Annotated in this window: 15 protein-coding genes; 14 read left to right on the top strand and 1 reads right to left on the bottom strand. The window is 63.7% G+C overall.

The genetic code is table 11. From position 1 onward, the window contains the following. Positions 1–6 precede the first annotated feature (6 nt). Positions 7–1140 (bottom strand): aminomethyltransferase family protein, encoded by a 1134-nt coding sequence (locus FJ443_RS06225; protein WP_140497877.1) that lies wholly within the window; start codon positions 1138–1140, stop codon positions 7–9. Between the two features lie 282 nt (positions 1141–1422). Between FJ443_RS06225 and FJ443_RS06230 the strand changes: the two genes are divergently transcribed. The 14 genes from FJ443_RS06230 (at position 1423) to FJ443_RS06295 (ending at position 14553) form a co-directional block, all read left to right on the top strand. Beyond that, complete coding sequence (locus FJ443_RS06230; protein ID WP_140497875.1) at positions 1423–1704, top strand: hypothetical protein; 282 nt, start codon at positions 1423–1425, stop codon at positions 1702–1704. A 15-nt stretch (positions 1705–1719) separates the two neighbouring features. Continuing rightward, on the top strand, positions 1720–2097 hold the full coding sequence (locus tag FJ443_RS06235) for a hypothetical protein (RefSeq protein ID WP_140497873.1): 378 nt from the start codon (positions 1720–1722) through the stop codon (positions 2095–2097). Positions 2098–2111: 14 nt separating this feature from the next. Next, positions 2112–2273 (top strand): hypothetical protein, encoded by a 162-nt coding sequence (locus tag FJ443_RS06240; RefSeq protein WP_140497871.1) that lies wholly within the window; start codon positions 2112–2114, stop codon positions 2271–2273. Positions 2274–2287: 14 nt separating this feature from the next. Continuing rightward, complete coding sequence (locus FJ443_RS06245; RefSeq protein WP_140497869.1) at positions 2288–3691, top strand: amino acid permease; 1404 nt, start codon at positions 2288–2290, stop codon at positions 3689–3691. Between the two features lie 43 nt (positions 3692–3734). Next, positions 3735–4424, top strand: coding sequence for a hypothetical protein (locus FJ443_RS06250; RefSeq protein WP_181165153.1), 690 nt, complete (start codon positions 3735–3737; stop codon positions 4422–4424). Next, a complete protein-coding gene (locus FJ443_RS06255) occupies positions 4421–4750 on the top strand; it encodes a hypothetical protein (protein WP_140497867.1) in 330 nt (109 codons plus the stop codon). Before FJ443_RS06250 ends, FJ443_RS06255 begins: the two co-directional genes overlap by 4 nt. 86 nt (positions 4751–4836) lie before the next feature. Further along, a complete protein-coding gene (locus FJ443_RS06260; RefSeq protein WP_140497865.1) occupies positions 4837–5733 on the top strand; it encodes a glutamine amidotransferase family protein in 897 nt (298 codons plus the stop codon). 4 nt (positions 5734–5737) lie between these two features. Continuing rightward, on the top strand, positions 5738–6469 hold the full coding sequence (locus tag FJ443_RS06265; RefSeq protein WP_140497863.1) for a GXGXG domain-containing protein: 732 nt from the start codon (positions 5738–5740) through the stop codon (positions 6467–6469). 6 nt (positions 6470–6475) lie between these two features. Continuing rightward, positions 6476–7804 carry an FMN-binding glutamate synthase family protein gene (locus FJ443_RS06270; protein WP_095771140.1) on the top strand — a complete coding sequence of 443 codons (1329 nt, stop codon included), beginning with the start codon at positions 6476–6478 and terminating at the stop codon, positions 7802–7804. A gap of 63 nt (positions 7805–7867) precedes the next feature. Beyond that, positions 7868–9175, top strand: coding sequence for a type III glutamate--ammonia ligase (gene glnT / locus FJ443_RS06275; RefSeq protein WP_140514695.1), 1308 nt, complete (start codon positions 7868–7870; stop codon positions 9173–9175). A 35-nt stretch (positions 9176–9210) separates the two neighbouring features. After that, complete coding sequence (locus FJ443_RS06280; RefSeq protein WP_140497859.1) at positions 9211–10464, top strand: sarcosine oxidase subunit beta family protein; 1254 nt, start codon at positions 9211–9213, stop codon at positions 10462–10464. A gap of 10 nt (positions 10465–10474) precedes the next feature. Then, entirely contained in the window at positions 10475–10750 is a 276-nt protein-coding gene (locus FJ443_RS06285) for a sarcosine oxidase subunit delta (protein ID WP_140520863.1), read from the top strand. A 202-nt stretch (positions 10751–10952) separates the two neighbouring features. Further along, positions 10953–13934, top strand: a complete 2982-nt coding sequence (locus tag FJ443_RS06290) for a sarcosine oxidase subunit alpha (RefSeq protein WP_140663116.1) — start codon at positions 10953–10955, stop codon at positions 13932–13934. Then, the gene (locus tag FJ443_RS06295; RefSeq protein ID WP_140623594.1) at positions 13927–14553 is read left to right on the top strand and encodes a sarcosine oxidase subunit gamma family protein; all 627 of its coding nucleotides are present in this window, start codon (positions 13927–13929) and stop codon (positions 14551–14553) included. The genes FJ443_RS06290 and FJ443_RS06295 overlap by 8 nt, the downstream gene beginning before the upstream one ends. Positions 14554–14585: the final 32 nt, after the last annotated feature.

Consider the following 14585-nt stretch of genomic DNA (forward strand, 5'->3'; position numbering starts at 1 on the left):
TATGCCTCAGCCTTTCGCCGTGCGCTTGGTCTTCTTTGGGTCGTCGAACGGCAATGGCTGCGCCGTCGCCTTGATCGATCCGCTCCTGTTGCGGATCTCGAGCCTTGTGTCCTTGACGGCGCAGTCGACGTCGAGGCGGGCGATGCCCATCGATTTCTCGACCAGCGGCGAATACATGGCGCAGGTGACGACGCCGACTTTCTTCCCATCGCGATAGACCGGGGCGCCCTCGTCGGCCGGCTCCTTGCCGTCGAGCAACACGCCATAGATCTTGAAGCGCTCCTTGCCCTTGAGACGGTAGTGCTCCTCGGCGCCGCGAAAGCCGGTCTTTCCCGGGCTGACGGTGAAGTCGAGGCCGAGTTCCCACAGCGTGTCGCCGGGGCCTTCATTCTCGAACGGATATTTCTGCGAATTGTCGTAGGGATAGAACAGGAGATAGCTCTCGACGCGCAGCATGTCGAGCGTAGTGAAGCGGCACGGGATGATGCCGGCGCTCTTGCCCTCGTCGAGGATCCTGTCCCAGATCGTGCCGGCATCCTGGCCGCGGCAGAAGATTTCATAGCCGCGCTCGCCGGTATAGCCGGTGCGCGAGATCATCACCGGAAAACCGAAGAGCTGCGTCTGCATGTGATGGAAATAGTTGAGGTCGCGAATGCCCGGCACGTGCCTGGCAAGATAGTCGACCGCCGCCGGCCCCTGCAGCGAGAGGTCGTGCAGATTGTCGTCGAAGCGCAGCGACACGTCCCTGCCCATCGCCGCCCGCTGCAACTCCTCATGTCCGGTTCCCGAGCCATGCACCACCATCCAGCTATTCGGCCCGGTGCGGTAGAGGATGCAGTCGTCGGTGAATTTTCCCGCCTCGTTGAGCATGCAGGCATAGGCCGATTTGCCGGGATAGATTTTTTCGACGTCGCGCGTGGTGGCGAGATCGATGAGGTGCGAGGCGTGCGGGCCTGTGATGTGGACCTTCTTCAGGCCCGAGACATCCATCAGCCCGGCCTTGGTGCGGATAGCGATGTATTCCTCGTCGGCATCCTTGTCGTAGGTCCAGGCGGTGCCCATGCCGCTCCAGTCTTCGAGTTTCGAACCCAGCGCGCGATGGCGATCCGCCAGGGTTGAAAATCTCCAGGATGCCGTCATCCGATCCTCCGTTTGATATTTTGATTATGTTCCCTGCTCCTGTGCGCGTGGGCTGGAGCTTTGAGCGAATATTGATCGCAAACGCGGGAGGCCTGCAATCCCCTGAAAGCAAATAATTTCATTGTCAGGCAAATTCGTCATCCGAACAAGGCGGTTAACTCTGCGTAAATTCGTCTTGACAATTTCCGAATTCGGTCTGAATTTATGAAAAAAATTTCACTCTCTTGAAAGAGAACGGCGGGCGGTGGATTCGGAACCGGACGTCGAAAAAGGGGAAAACCGATGTCAGACCTGCAGCAGCGCATCGAGGCGCTGTACCGTTCCGACTTGCGCGGATCCGCGCTCCTGATCATCTGCCTGTGGGCGACGATCCTCTTCGTCCTCTTCATGACATGGCCGCATATCCCGCATGACGGCATCAAGGCCGTCGTCGCGATTGCCGCCGCCGCGGTGCTGATCTTCAACACGGCGGCGATCCTGGCCATGGTCAACCACTACAAGGAAGACAAGGAGTTCATCTACGGGCTCGACATCAAGAATTACGACCGCAACCGCAAATCCTGAGGGGGGGAGAGAAGCATGTCCCGCTACACGCCGCCGCAACAGAGCAAGGCCGGGCAGGTCTTCGATATCGCCGTCGTCGTGGTCGCCATCTTCGTGGCGCTGTGGCTGCCGCTGAAACTGGGATTGGCGGGAGCAGCCAAGTCCATCGATGCGCTCGACGCCAAGACCTGGGAGGCGCTCGGCCAGAACCCGACCATGGCGTCGATCTGGGAAAGGCTCGGCTATACGCCCGAGACCGCGCACGACATCATCCAGAACCGTTTCCACTACATCATCGACTGGCCGACGCTGGTTGTCATGGCAGCCGTGTTGATCGGTTATTTCGTGTTCCTGTTCCGGGCATCGGACCGTGAATATCGCGACGTCATCAACGAGAAGTTCGACGAGAAATAATCCGGGGACAGACCATGTGGATAGTACTCTCTTACGCATGCTGGGGCATCTCGATCGTGCTTGCGCTGTGGATGCTCTACGATTGGTTCAAGGTCGATACGACCTACTCCGAGGATGTGCTGACGTCCTCGCGCGAAGGCGAACTTGAAGCCGCTTCCGAAAAACACCGGATCTGAGTGGGGATTGATCGATGACGGTCGTGGTTGAAACTGCGGGTTCGGCAACAAATGGCGACAGGGTCTCGCTGCTTCGGGTGCTTGGCCCGGCCCATGTCTGGGCGTTGGGTGTGGGCATCGTCCTGGTCGGCGAGTTCACCGGCTGGAATTTCTCCGCCGACAAGGGCGGCGCGCTTGCCGCGCTGATTGTCTGCTGGGTCGTCGGGCTGCTCTATACCTCGGTCGCCATGATCGATTCCGAAGTGACGTCGACGGTCGCCGCCGCGGGCGGCCAATATGCGCAGGCCAAGCACATCGTCGGGCCGCTGATGGCCTTCAACGTCGCGCTGTTCCTGGTCTTTGCCTACACCATGCTCGAAGTGTCGGACGCCATCCTGCTCGGCGACACGATCGTCGCCAAGGCGGGCGTCGAGGGCCTCACCCACAACTCCTTCATCGCCGCCACCATCGTCGTCCTGGCATGGCTCAACTATCGCGGCGTGCTGATGACGCTCAACGTCAACTTCGTCATCACCGCGATTGCCTACATCTCTATCGTCATCCTGTTCTTCTCGGTCAGCCCGTGGACGCAAGGCGCGGTGCTCAAGCTCAACGAGTTGGTCACCCCAGAGAACGCGCTGCCCTATGGCTGGATCGGCGTCATCGCCGCTTTCCAGTTCGGCATCTGGTACTATCTCGGCATCGAGGGCACCACGCAGGCGGCCGAGGAAGTGCGCTCGCCCGCGCGCTCGCTGCCTTATGGCACGATGGCCGGCATGATCACGCTTCTGATCGCCGCCGCCATGACCTGGTATGTCTGCGCCTCGCTGATGCCCTGGGAATATCTCGGCATCACTTATTATCCGCTGTGGGACGCCGGCAAGCTGACCGGCAACCCGCTGCTGGAAAACCTGCTGTTCATCGCCACGCTGCTTGCCGCACTGGCGTCCGCCAATGGCTGCATCAACGACGCGGCGCGCGCCTGGTTCTCGCTCGGCCGCGATCGCTACCTGCCGAGCTGGTTCTCGGCGGTGCACCCGAGATACCGCACACCCTACCGCTCGATCCTGTTCCTGCTGCCGATCGCGCTCGCCTTCGCCTTTATCGCCGACCTCAACCAGGCGATCACCTTCTCGATCCTGTCCGGCGTGCTGCAATATACGTTCATGAGCATCAACATCATGATGTTCCGGAAGAAGTGGCCTCTGGGTTCGATCCGCCGCGGCTACACGCATCCCTTTCACCCGCTGCCGGCGATCGTCTTGTTCTGCCTGTGCGTGGTGACCTTCTTCGCCATCTTCCTCGGCTTCGGCTCGCAGCTCATCGCCATGGTCGCGTTCTATTTCCTGATCTCGCTGTGGTTCCATTTCTACCGCTACAAATTCGTACGGCGCGGCGACCAGTTCACCATGCCGTGGCCGAAACCGCAGGGCTATTGATGGGAGTAGGCCCGTCCGAATTGGGCGGGCCTGGCATGACGAAATGTCCGAGGTGACGTCAGCACTGCTTGCCGGGGCGGCTGTCCTGGCTCTCGTCCTGCACTTTGCCTGGCTGGCACGCCGCAGCCGCGACAGGGCTGCCGTGGCGCGCGCCGCCGACCAGGCCAGCATCCGCGCCGTCATTGCCGACGCCGAAGATGTCTCGGACGGTACTGCCGGCGTCGTTACGTGGGAAGGCTCGTGGAACGGCCAGCGCGTGCAGTTGCGCACCATCGTCGACACGCTGGCGACGAGAAAGCTGCCGGCGCGCTGGCTCAGCGTATCGATAACGGAGAAAACAGCCGTGCCCGGCACCTTCGACATGATGATGCGGCCGGGCTCGCCGACGACATTCTCCAATTTCGACCATCTCGACCACACGCTGCCGAAGGCGCCCGGCTTTCCCGCCGAGGCGGTGCTTCGAACGGACCGCAGAGGCGTGCGCTTCCCGCAAAACATCATCGCCGACCATCTGGAGCCCTTTTCAGAAGGACGCGCCAAGGAGCTACTGATCACGCCAAAGGGTGTGCGTATCGTCTGGCTGCTGGCCGAAGCCGAGCGGGCCCGCTACGGTGTCTTCCGGCAAGCCGCTTTCGGTGACGCGCAAATCGACCCGGCGCTGATCTCGCGGCTGCTCGTATCCCTTTCGGGACTGCGCGACGCGATCAACAGGAACGAACGGAAAGCGGCATGACCGGCGCAACCCCCTCGCCCGGACCTACCAGCCCATATATCGTCCTGGGCGCGGCAACCCTGCTACCGGGCAGCGGCCACGTCATGCTGGGCGTTCCGACGCGCGGCCTGCAGTTTCTTTTCTTCATGGTCATCCTGGCCTGGGTGACGGCGAAGATCGCCCCGCCCGACGCCAGCTTTGTCGGCCGCCACGCCGGCGGCTTCCTGATCTATGCGCTGTCGATCCTCGACGCCTACAAGATGGCTCGTATCCGGACCGCCAAATGGGCCCATTCCATGCGCCGACAAGGCGATGGGCCGCCGGATGGGACAAAACACAACGCGTAACGAGAGGAATATTTTTTTCATACCAATTGAATTCCCCGAACTCATTCGATACATCATTTTTAGCTACAAAGGGTCTGGAGGCTGGCATGTGCGGAATCGTTGGACTTTTCCTCAAGGACAAGGCGCTGGAGCCGCAGCTCGGTGCGATGTTGTCGCAGATGCTGGTATCGCTCAGCGATCGCGGACCCGACAGCGCCGGCATCGCGATCTATGGCGCGCCGTCCCGCAACGAGGCCAAGATCACCATCCAGTCGCCGAGGCCGGAGCGTGATTTTCGTGGACTGGACGCCGAACTCACCAAGGCGCTCGGCGTGCCGGTGAGCGTCATGGTAAAATCGACGCATGCCGTCATCAGGACCACGCCCGAAAAGGTCGATGCCGCGCGTGAGACCATCCAGTCGCTCAGGCCCGACATCCGCATCATGGGTGCCGGCGAAGCCGTGGAAATATACAAGGAAGTCGGCTTGCCCGAGGCTGTGGTCGACCGCTTCGACATCCGTGGGATGACCGGAACGCATGGCATCGGGCACACCCGCATGGCGACGGAATCGGCGGTGACGACGATGGGCGCGCATCCGTTCTCGACCGGCGCCGACCAGTGCCTGGTGCACAATGGCTCGCTGTCCAACCACAACAACGTTCGCCGCGAACTGGTCCGCGAAGGCATGAAATTCGAGACCGAGAACGACACCGAAGTGGCGGCCGCCTATCTCTCCTCGCAGATGGCGCATGGCAAGAACCTCGGCGAGGCGCTGGAGGGCACCCTCTCAGATCTCGACGGTTTCTTCACCTTCGTCGTCGGCACCAAGAACGGCTTCGGCGTGGTGCGCGACCCGATCGCCTGCAAGCCCGCCGTGATGGCCGAGACGGACCAGTATGTCGCCTTCGGCTCGGAATATCGCGCGCTGACCAAACTGCCCGGCATAGACAATGCGAGAGTCTGGGAACCGGAACCCGCAACCGTCTATTTCTGGGAGCATTGAGTTCATGCCGGCAACAAAACTTTCAACCGCGGCGGCGAGCGACCATGCCTCCCGGGTGTTCGACCTGGACCAGATGTCGCTGCGCGAGCTCAACCAGGCACTGCACAATCTGACGCCAGGCTCGAACGAGACCGCCTGGGAAGTGTTGAACCCGAAGGGCAGCCATTCGGTCGCCGTTGGCGTCGACCAGCCGGTCAGCATCGATGTGCGCGGCAGCGTCGGCTATTACTGTGGCGGCATGAATTCCGGCAGTGCCATCACCGTGCATGGTTCGGCGGGACCCGGCGTTGGCGAAAACATGATGTCGGGGTCGATAACAGTCAAAGGCGACGCCAGCCAATATGCCGGCGCCACCGGCAAGGGCGGGCTGCTCGTCATCGAGGGCAATGCGTCCTCGCGGTGCGGCATTTCGATGAAAGGCATCGACATCGTCGTGCACGGCAATATCGGCCATATGTCGGCCTTCATGGCGCAGTCCGGCAATCTGGTGGTGCTGGGCGATGCCGGCGACGCGCTCGGCGATTCCATCTACGAGGCACGGCTGTTCGTGCGCGGCAAGGTCGGCAGCCTGGGTGCCGACTGCATCGCCAAGGAAATGCGGCCCGAACACCTGGAATTGCTGCAGGGCCTGCTCGACCGCGCCGGCGTCACCGGTGTCAAGCCGTCTGAATTCAAGCGCTACGGCTCGGCGCGCACGCTCTACAATTTCAATATCGACAACGCCGACGCGTATTGAGGCAGCATGACCTATCGCAACCCGCCGACGACGCCGCGCAAATCCGCGACTTTCGACGACTACACGCTTTCCGAGATCCGCCGCGCCGCGGCCACCGGCATCTATGACATCCGGGGCGCCGGCGCCAAGCGCAAGCTGCCGCATTTCGACGACCTTCTGTTCCTGGGCGCATCGATCTCGCGCTATCCGCTCGAAGGCTATCGCGAGCGCTGCGACACATCAGTCGTGTTGGGCTCACGCCATGCCAAGAAGCCGATCGAGCTGAAAATCCCGATCACCATCGCCGGCATGAGCTTCGGCTCGCTGTCGGGCCCGGCCAAGGAAGCGCTCGGGCGCGGCGCGACGCTGTCGGGCACCTCGACCACGACCGGCGACGGCGGCATGACCGAGGAAGAGCGCGGCCATTCCAAGCAGCTCGTCTACCAATACCTGCCGTCGCGCTACGGCATGAATTTGCGCGATCTGCGCCGCGCCGATGCCATCGAGGTCGTCGTCGGCCAGGGCGCCAAGCCCGGCGGCGGCGGCATGCTGCTCGGCCAGAAGATCTCCGATCGCGTCGCCGAGATGCGCACGCTGCCCAAGGGCATCGACCAGCGCTCGGCCTCGCGCCATCCCGACTGGACCGGGCCGGACGATCTCGAGATCAAGATTCTCGAACTGCGCGAAATCACCGACTGGGAAAAGCCGATTTACGTCAAGGTCGGCGGCGCCCGCCCCTATTACGACACAGCGCTTGCGGTGAAGGCCGGCGCCGACGTCGTCGTCGTCGACGGCATGCAGGGCGGCACGGCGGCGACGCAGGAAGTGTTCATCGAGAATGTCGGCCAGCCGACGCTCGCTTGCATCAGGCCGGCGGTGCAGGCGCTGCAGGATCTCGGCATGCATCGCAAGGTGCAGCTGATCGTCTCGGGCGGCATCCGCAACGGCGCCGATGTCGCCAAGGCGCTGGCGCTCGGCGTCGACGCGGTCTCCATCGGCACGGCTGCCCTTGTCGCGCTCGGCGACAACGATCCCCGCTGGGAGGCGGAGTACAACGAGCTCGGCACCACATCAGGCGCCTATGACGATTGGCACGAGGGCCGCGACCCGGCCGGCATCACCACGCAGGATCCCGAACTGATGAAGCGGGTCGATCCGGTGGCCGCCGGCCGCCGGCTGGCGAACTATCTCAAGGTGATGACGCTGGAGGCGCAGACCATCGCCCGCGCTTGCGGCAAGAACAGCCTGCACAATCTCGAACCCGAGGATCTCGTCGCGCTCACGATCGAGGCCGCCGCGATGGCCGGCGTGCCGCTGGCCGGCACCAACTGGATACCGGGGAAGAACGGCTTCTGATCAACAAAGGGCCGAAGGCCATATGCTCTAGGGCCAACAATCGACAAAAAATGGGGAACTTCCGTGACAGTTGATCTTGCAGAGTTCGCAAGGGCGAAAAACGTCAAATATTTCATGATCTCCTACACCGACCTGTTCAGCGGGCAACGCGCCAAGCTGGTGCCGGCGCAGGCGATATCAGATATGCAGAAGGATGGCGCCGGCTTCGCCGGTTTCGCTACCTCGCTCGACCTCACGCCGGCACATCCCGACATGCTGGCGGTGCCGGATCCGAATTCGGTTATCCAGCTGCCCTGGAAGCCTGACGTCGCCTGGGTCGCCGCCAACTGCATCATGGACGACAAGGAGGTCGACCAGGCACCGCGCAACACGCTTAAGCGACTGATCGCGGAAGCCGCTAACGACGGCATGCATGTCAAGACCGGCGTCGAGGCGGAATTCTTCCTGATCTCGCCCGACGGCAAAACGATCTCCGACGAATATGATACGGCGGCGAAACCATGCTACGACCAGCAAGCGTTGATGCGCCGCTACGACGTCATCGCCGAGATCTGCGACCACATGCTGGCGCTCGGCTGGGGCGCCTACCAGAACGACCACGAGGATGCCAACGGCCAGTTCGAGATGAACTGGGCCTTCGACGATGCGCTGGCGACCGCCGATAAGCATTCTTTCTTCAAGTTCATGGTCAAGTCGATCGCGGAAAAGCACGGCCTGCGCGCCACTTTTATGCCCAAGCCCTTCCAGGGACTGACCGGCAATGGCTGCCATGCGCACATCTCGGTGTGGGACAAATCAGGCAAGACCAATGTCTTTGCCGACAATTCGATGGAGCTCGGCCTGTCGGCCAAGGGTAAGCACTTCCTCGGCGGCATCATGAAACATGCCTCGGCTCTCGCCGCCATCACCAACCCGACCGTCAATTCCTACAAGCGCATCAACGCGCCTCGCACCATTTCGGGCGCCACCTGGGCGCCGAACACGGTGACCTGGACCGGCAACAACCGCACCCACATGGTGCGCGTGCCCGGCCCCGGCCGCTTCGAGCTGCGGCTGCCTGATGGCGCGGCCAACCCTTATCTGCTGCAAGCCGTCATCATCGCCGCCGGCCTCGACGGCATCCGCTCCAAGGCCGATCCCGGCAGGCGCTACGACATCGACATGTACCAGCATGGTCACACGGTGGAGGGCGCGCCGAAATTGCCGCTCAACCTGCTCGACGCGTTGCGCGAATTCGACAATGACAAATCGCTCAAGACGGCGCTGGGTGAGGAATTCTCGTCGGCTTATCTAAAGCTGAAGCACCAGGAATGGAATTCCTATGCTTCGCACTTCACGCAATGGGAGCGCGACCACACGCTGGATATCTGACCGGCGCAGCGTGCGAGCGACCTCGGAATGAACGTATGAAATATTCGATCTTCTCGCTCGCCCGCGCCGCCTTCTCCGGCCACAAGAACTGGCAGCGCACCTGGCGCGACGCCAGCCCGAAGGACCGCTACGACGTGGTGATCATCGGCGGCGGCGGGCATGGTCTGGCCACCGCCTGGTTCCTCGCCAGCGAGTACGGCATCAGGAATGTGGCCGTGCTGGAAAAGGGCTGGATCGGCTCCGGCAATGCCGGCCGCAACACCACCATCATCCGCTCCAATTACGGCCTGCCCGGCAACACCGGCTTCTACGAATTGTCCATGAAGCTGTGGGAACGGATGGAGCAGGACCTCAACTACAACACGATGGTCAGCCAGCGCGGCGTCATCAATCTCTACCATTCCGATGCGCAGCGCGATGCCTATGCGCGGCGCGGCAACACGATGCGCATCAACGGCATCGATGCCGAATTGCTCGACCTTGCCGCGGTCAAGAAGATGATGCCGTTCCTGAATTTCGACAATGCGCGCTTTCCCGTGCAAGGCGGGCTCTTGCAGCGGCGCGGCGGCACGGCGCGGCACGACGCCGTGGTCTGGGGCTACGCCCATGCGGCGAGCGCGCTCGGCGTCGACATCATCCAGAATTGCGAAGTGACGGGCTTCGTGCGCGACGCCAACGGCAAGGTGACCGGCGTCGAGACCTCGCGCGGCAAGATCGGCGCCGGGAAAGTCGGCATGGCCGTCGCGGGCTCCTCCTCGCGCGTCGCCGCGATGGCGGGCCTGCGCCTGCCGATCGAAAGCCATGTGCTGCAGGCTTTCGTCTCCGAGGCGATCAAGCCGCTCATCCCCAATGTGATGACGTTCGGCGCCGGCCATTTCTACGTCAGCCAGTCGGACAAGGGCGGCCTGGTCTTCGGCGGCGACATAGACGGCTACAATTCCTACGCCCAGCGCGGCAATTTGCCTGTGATGGAAGACGTCTGCGAAGGCGGCATGGCGCTGATGCCGATGATCGGCCGCGTGCGCCTGCTGCGCCAGTGGGGCGGCATCATGGACATGTCGATGGACGGCTCGCCGATCATCGACAAGACGCCGGTCGACGGGCTCTACCTCAATGCCGGCTGGTGCTATGGCGGCTTCAAGGCGACGCCGGGCTCAGGCCTCGTCTTTGCCCACCTGCTGGCCCGCGACCAGTCCCACAAGGAGGCCGCCCGCTTTCGCCTCGACCGGTTCCGGTCTGGTGCGATGATAGACGAAAAGGGCCAGGGCGCCCAACCGAACCTGCACTGAAGGCCCTGCCATGCGCATCACCTGTCCCTTCTGCGGCGAACGCGACCTCGGCGAGTTCACCTATCTCGGCGACGCCAAGCCGATGCGTCCGGAGGCTGGCGCTTCGGAGGACGACGTCTTCGACTACGTTTACCTGCGCGACAATGTCGCCGGCGTGATGGACGAGAATTGGTATCACGGCGGCGGCTGCCGAGCGTGGCTGAAGGTCACCCGCAACACGCTGACGCACGAAATTTCGGCCGTGGAGCCGGCGGCGGGCGCCGGAGCGAGGCAGGTTGCGAAATGAATTTTTCTGTCCAGCTCAGCGCCGCGGTGAAGGCCGGTACGTCTTTACCTCCCCCTTGTAGGGAGGTCGGACCGCAGGTCCGGGTGGGGGTCGGCGCCGCCCCCCCACCCCGCTGCTTCGCAGCGACCCTCCCCACCAGGGGGAGGGTAAGAAGCGGCAGGGCGATGAGGGGCAGCGCGACGCCAGTGCATGGGGCTGCATCGTGATTTCCTCCCAGTCCAATCGTCTCTCCACTGGCGGCCTCCTCGATCGTTCGTCACCGCTGAGCTTCCGCTTCGATGGCAAGACGTTCTTCGGCTTCGAGGGCGACACGCTGGCGTCGGCGCTGATCGCCAACGGCGTCAAGCTGGTCGGCCGCTCGTTCAAATACCACCGTCCGCGCGGCATTCTGACCGCCGGCTCGGAAGAGCCCAACGCGCTGGTCGAACTGCGCACCGGCGCACGCCGCGAGCCGAACACCAAGGCCACGACCGCCGAGCTCTATGAAGGGCTCGAGGCCGCCAGCCAGAACCGCTGGCCGTCGCTCCATTTCGACGTGATGTCGGTCAACCAAATCTTCGCGCCGATCTTCGTCGCCGGCTTCTACTACAAGACCTTCATGTGGCCGGCGAAATTCTGGGAGGCGATCTACGAGCCGGCGATCCGCCGCGCCGCAGGCCTCGGCCGCGCCGCCGGCGTTGCCGATCCCGACCACTATGACAAGGCCTGGGCGCATTGCGACGTGCTGATCGCCGGCTCCGGCCCGACCGGGCTTGCGGCGGCCCTTGCCGCCGGCCGCTCCGGCGCCCGCGTCATCCTGTGCGAAGAGGATTTTATTCCCGGCGGCCGCCTGCTCTCGGATGGCGGCACGATCGACGGGCTGCCGGCAGCCGAGTGGCTGTCGCGAACCCTGGCGGAACTCGAGGCAATGCCCGATGTCCGCATCATGACCCGCACGACGCTGTTCGGCGTCTACGATGGCGGCACCTATGGCGCGATCGAGCGGGTCAACGACCATCTGCCCTCGCCGCCCGAGCACCAGGTGCGCCAGCGCATGTGGCGCATCGTGGCCAGGCGTTGCGTCGTCGCGGCCGGCGCCCTCGAGCGGCCGGTCGTCTTTGCCGGCAACGATACGCCCGGCGTGATGATGGCTTCGGCCATGCGGACCTATGTCGCGCGCTATGCCGCCGCGCCGGCAAAACGCATCGCGCTGTTCACCAACAATGAGGATGGCTGGCGCACGGTCGAGACAGTACTCGGCGCAGGCTTGCAGATTGCGGCGGTCATCGACGCACGGCCTGACGTCTCGCCCGCCCATCGTTCGCTCGCCTCGAAGAGCGGCTTCCCGGTGCTGCATGGCGCCGTCAGCCGTGCGGACGGCGGCAAGGACGGTGTGAGGAAAATCTCCGTCTCTCTCACCGGCGGCGCGCGAGCCGAAGTGGAAGCGGACGGGCTTGCCGTCTCCGGCGGCTGGAACCCGGCGGTCGGGCTCACCTCCTATCATCGCGGCCGGCCGAAATGGCGCGACGACATCGCCGCCTTCGTGCCCGACGGCGCGCCTCCCGGCATGGTCGCCGCCGGTGCAGCCAATGGCTCGTTCGGTCTCGGCGCCTGCCTGGCGGGAGGGTTTGCAGCAGGCGCGGCGGCCGCGCTCGACGCCGGGCGCAGCGGCAAGGCCGGCACAGCGCCAACTGCCGATGACGAGGCGTTCTCGTTGACGCCGCTCTGGCATGTCGCCGGCAAGGGCAAGGCGTTCGTCGACCAGCAGCACGATGTCACTGCTTCCGACATCGAACTGGCGCAGCGCGAGGGCTTCGAGTCGGTCGAGCATCTGAAGCGCTACACCACGCTCGGCATGGCGACCGACCAGGGCAAGACCTCCAACGTCGCCGGCCTTGCCATCATGGCCGCGGTGTCGGGCAAGTCCATTCCCGAAACCGGCACGACGATCTACCGCCCGCCCTATGTGCCGGTCGCGATCGGCGCCTTTGCCGGCCATCACCGCGACGAGACTTTCCACGCCACAAGGCTGACGCCTTCGCATCACTGGGCCGCCGAACAGGATGCCGTCTTCGTCGACACCGGCCTGTGGAAGCGCGCGCAATGGTATCCGCGCACGGGCGAGAAGGACTGGCTGGAATCCGTCACCCGCGAGGTCAAGGCGGTGCGTTCCGGCGTCGGCTTCTGCGATGTCTCGACGCTCGGCAAGATCGACGTGCACGGCCCCGATGCCGGCGCCTTCCTCGACCGCGTCTACATCAACACCTTTTCCAACCTCGCCGTCGGCAAGGCACGCTACGGGCTGATGTTGCGCGAAGACGGGTTCGTCTACGACGACGGCACGACCTCGCGGCTGGCCGAGGATCATTATTTCCTCACCACCACCACCGCCAAGGCCGGACTGGTGATGCAGCATCTCGAATTCTGCCGGCAGGTGCTGTTTCCCGAATTGGACGTGCAACTGACCTCGGTCTCCGACCAGTGGGCGCAATTCTCGATCGCCGGGCCGAAGACCCGAGATCTGCTGAAGGAGATCGTCGACCCGACAGAGGATCTGTCGAACGAGGGCTTCCCGTTCATGGGCGCGCGCGAAGTTGCGTTGCGCGGTGGCATCAAGGCACGGCTGTTTCGCATCTCTTTCTCCGGCGAAATGGCGTTCGAAATTTCGGTGCCGGCGCGCTATGGCGAGGCGCTCGTGCGCAATCTGATGCTGGCCGGCAAGCCGTTCGGCGTGACGCCATACGGCACCGAGGCTCTTGGCGTCATGCGCATCGAAAAGGGCCATGTCGCCGGACCGGAACTGAACGGCACGACCACGGCCGCCGACCTCGGCCTGGGCAAGATGATGTCGACCAAGAAGGATTTTGTGGGCCGCGTCATGGCCGGGCGCGAGGCGCTGGTCGCGCCGGACCGGCAGGTCGTCGTCGGCATCAAGCCGACCGACAAGGCGCGGCGGCTGCGCTCCGGCGCGCACATCGTTCCGAAGGGCCAGACGCCCGGACCTGATAACGACCAGGGCTATGTCACCTCAGTCTGCTTCTCGCCGACATCGGATCAATGGATCGGGCTTGCTCTCGTGGAACGTGGTCGCGAGCGTATCGGCGAGACCGTGCGCGCGCACGATCCGCTACGCGCAGAGGAGTATGATGTCGAACTGTGCAATCCCGTCTTCTACGATCCGGATGGAGGGCGCCAGCGTGGCTGAATTTACCTGGGATGCGCGCAGCCCTCTCGACCGCACGCTGGTCGTCGGTCCGCATGGCGCGCAGGGCGATGCCGGCGTTTCGCTGACCGAGATCCGCAATTTCGACCTCGTGCAAGTGATGGCACGCCGCGGCAAGGCGGGTGACCTGGCCAGGGCTGCGACGGCGTGTTTCGGCATTGCCGGTCCGGATGCGCCCAAGGCGGTGCGGATTGCGGACGCCACGCTGATCTGGTCCGGGCCGGATCAGTTTTTCGTGCTGTCGAAGAGTGGCAAGCACGGGATGAAGGCGCTTGCTCCTCTGCTTGCCGGATCGGCCTCGCTATCCGACCAGTCGCATGCGCGGGCGCTAATCAGCATCTCCGGTGACAAGGCGCGGGCGATGTTGGCCAAGCTGTCATCGCTCGATCTGCATGCCGGTGTGTTCGCGGTCGGCTCTGCCGCCGCAACCTCGATGGATCACACCAGCGTCACGCTCTGGCGTGGGAATGATCGGGCGGACGGACAGGCGGTGTTCAACGTTCTGGTCTTCGCGACCTTTGCCGAGAGCCTGTGGCACACGATGCTCGATGCGGCGGCGGAATATGGTGTGGATATCAGCCATTCCGAGGAAGTGACGTAGCCTTGCGCACGCCCTTCCCTTCTCCCCTTGTT

The sequence above is a fragment of the Mesorhizobium sp. B2-6-1 genome, assembly GCF_006440475.1.
GTDB lineage: Bacteria > Pseudomonadota > Alphaproteobacteria > Rhizobiales > Rhizobiaceae > Mesorhizobium.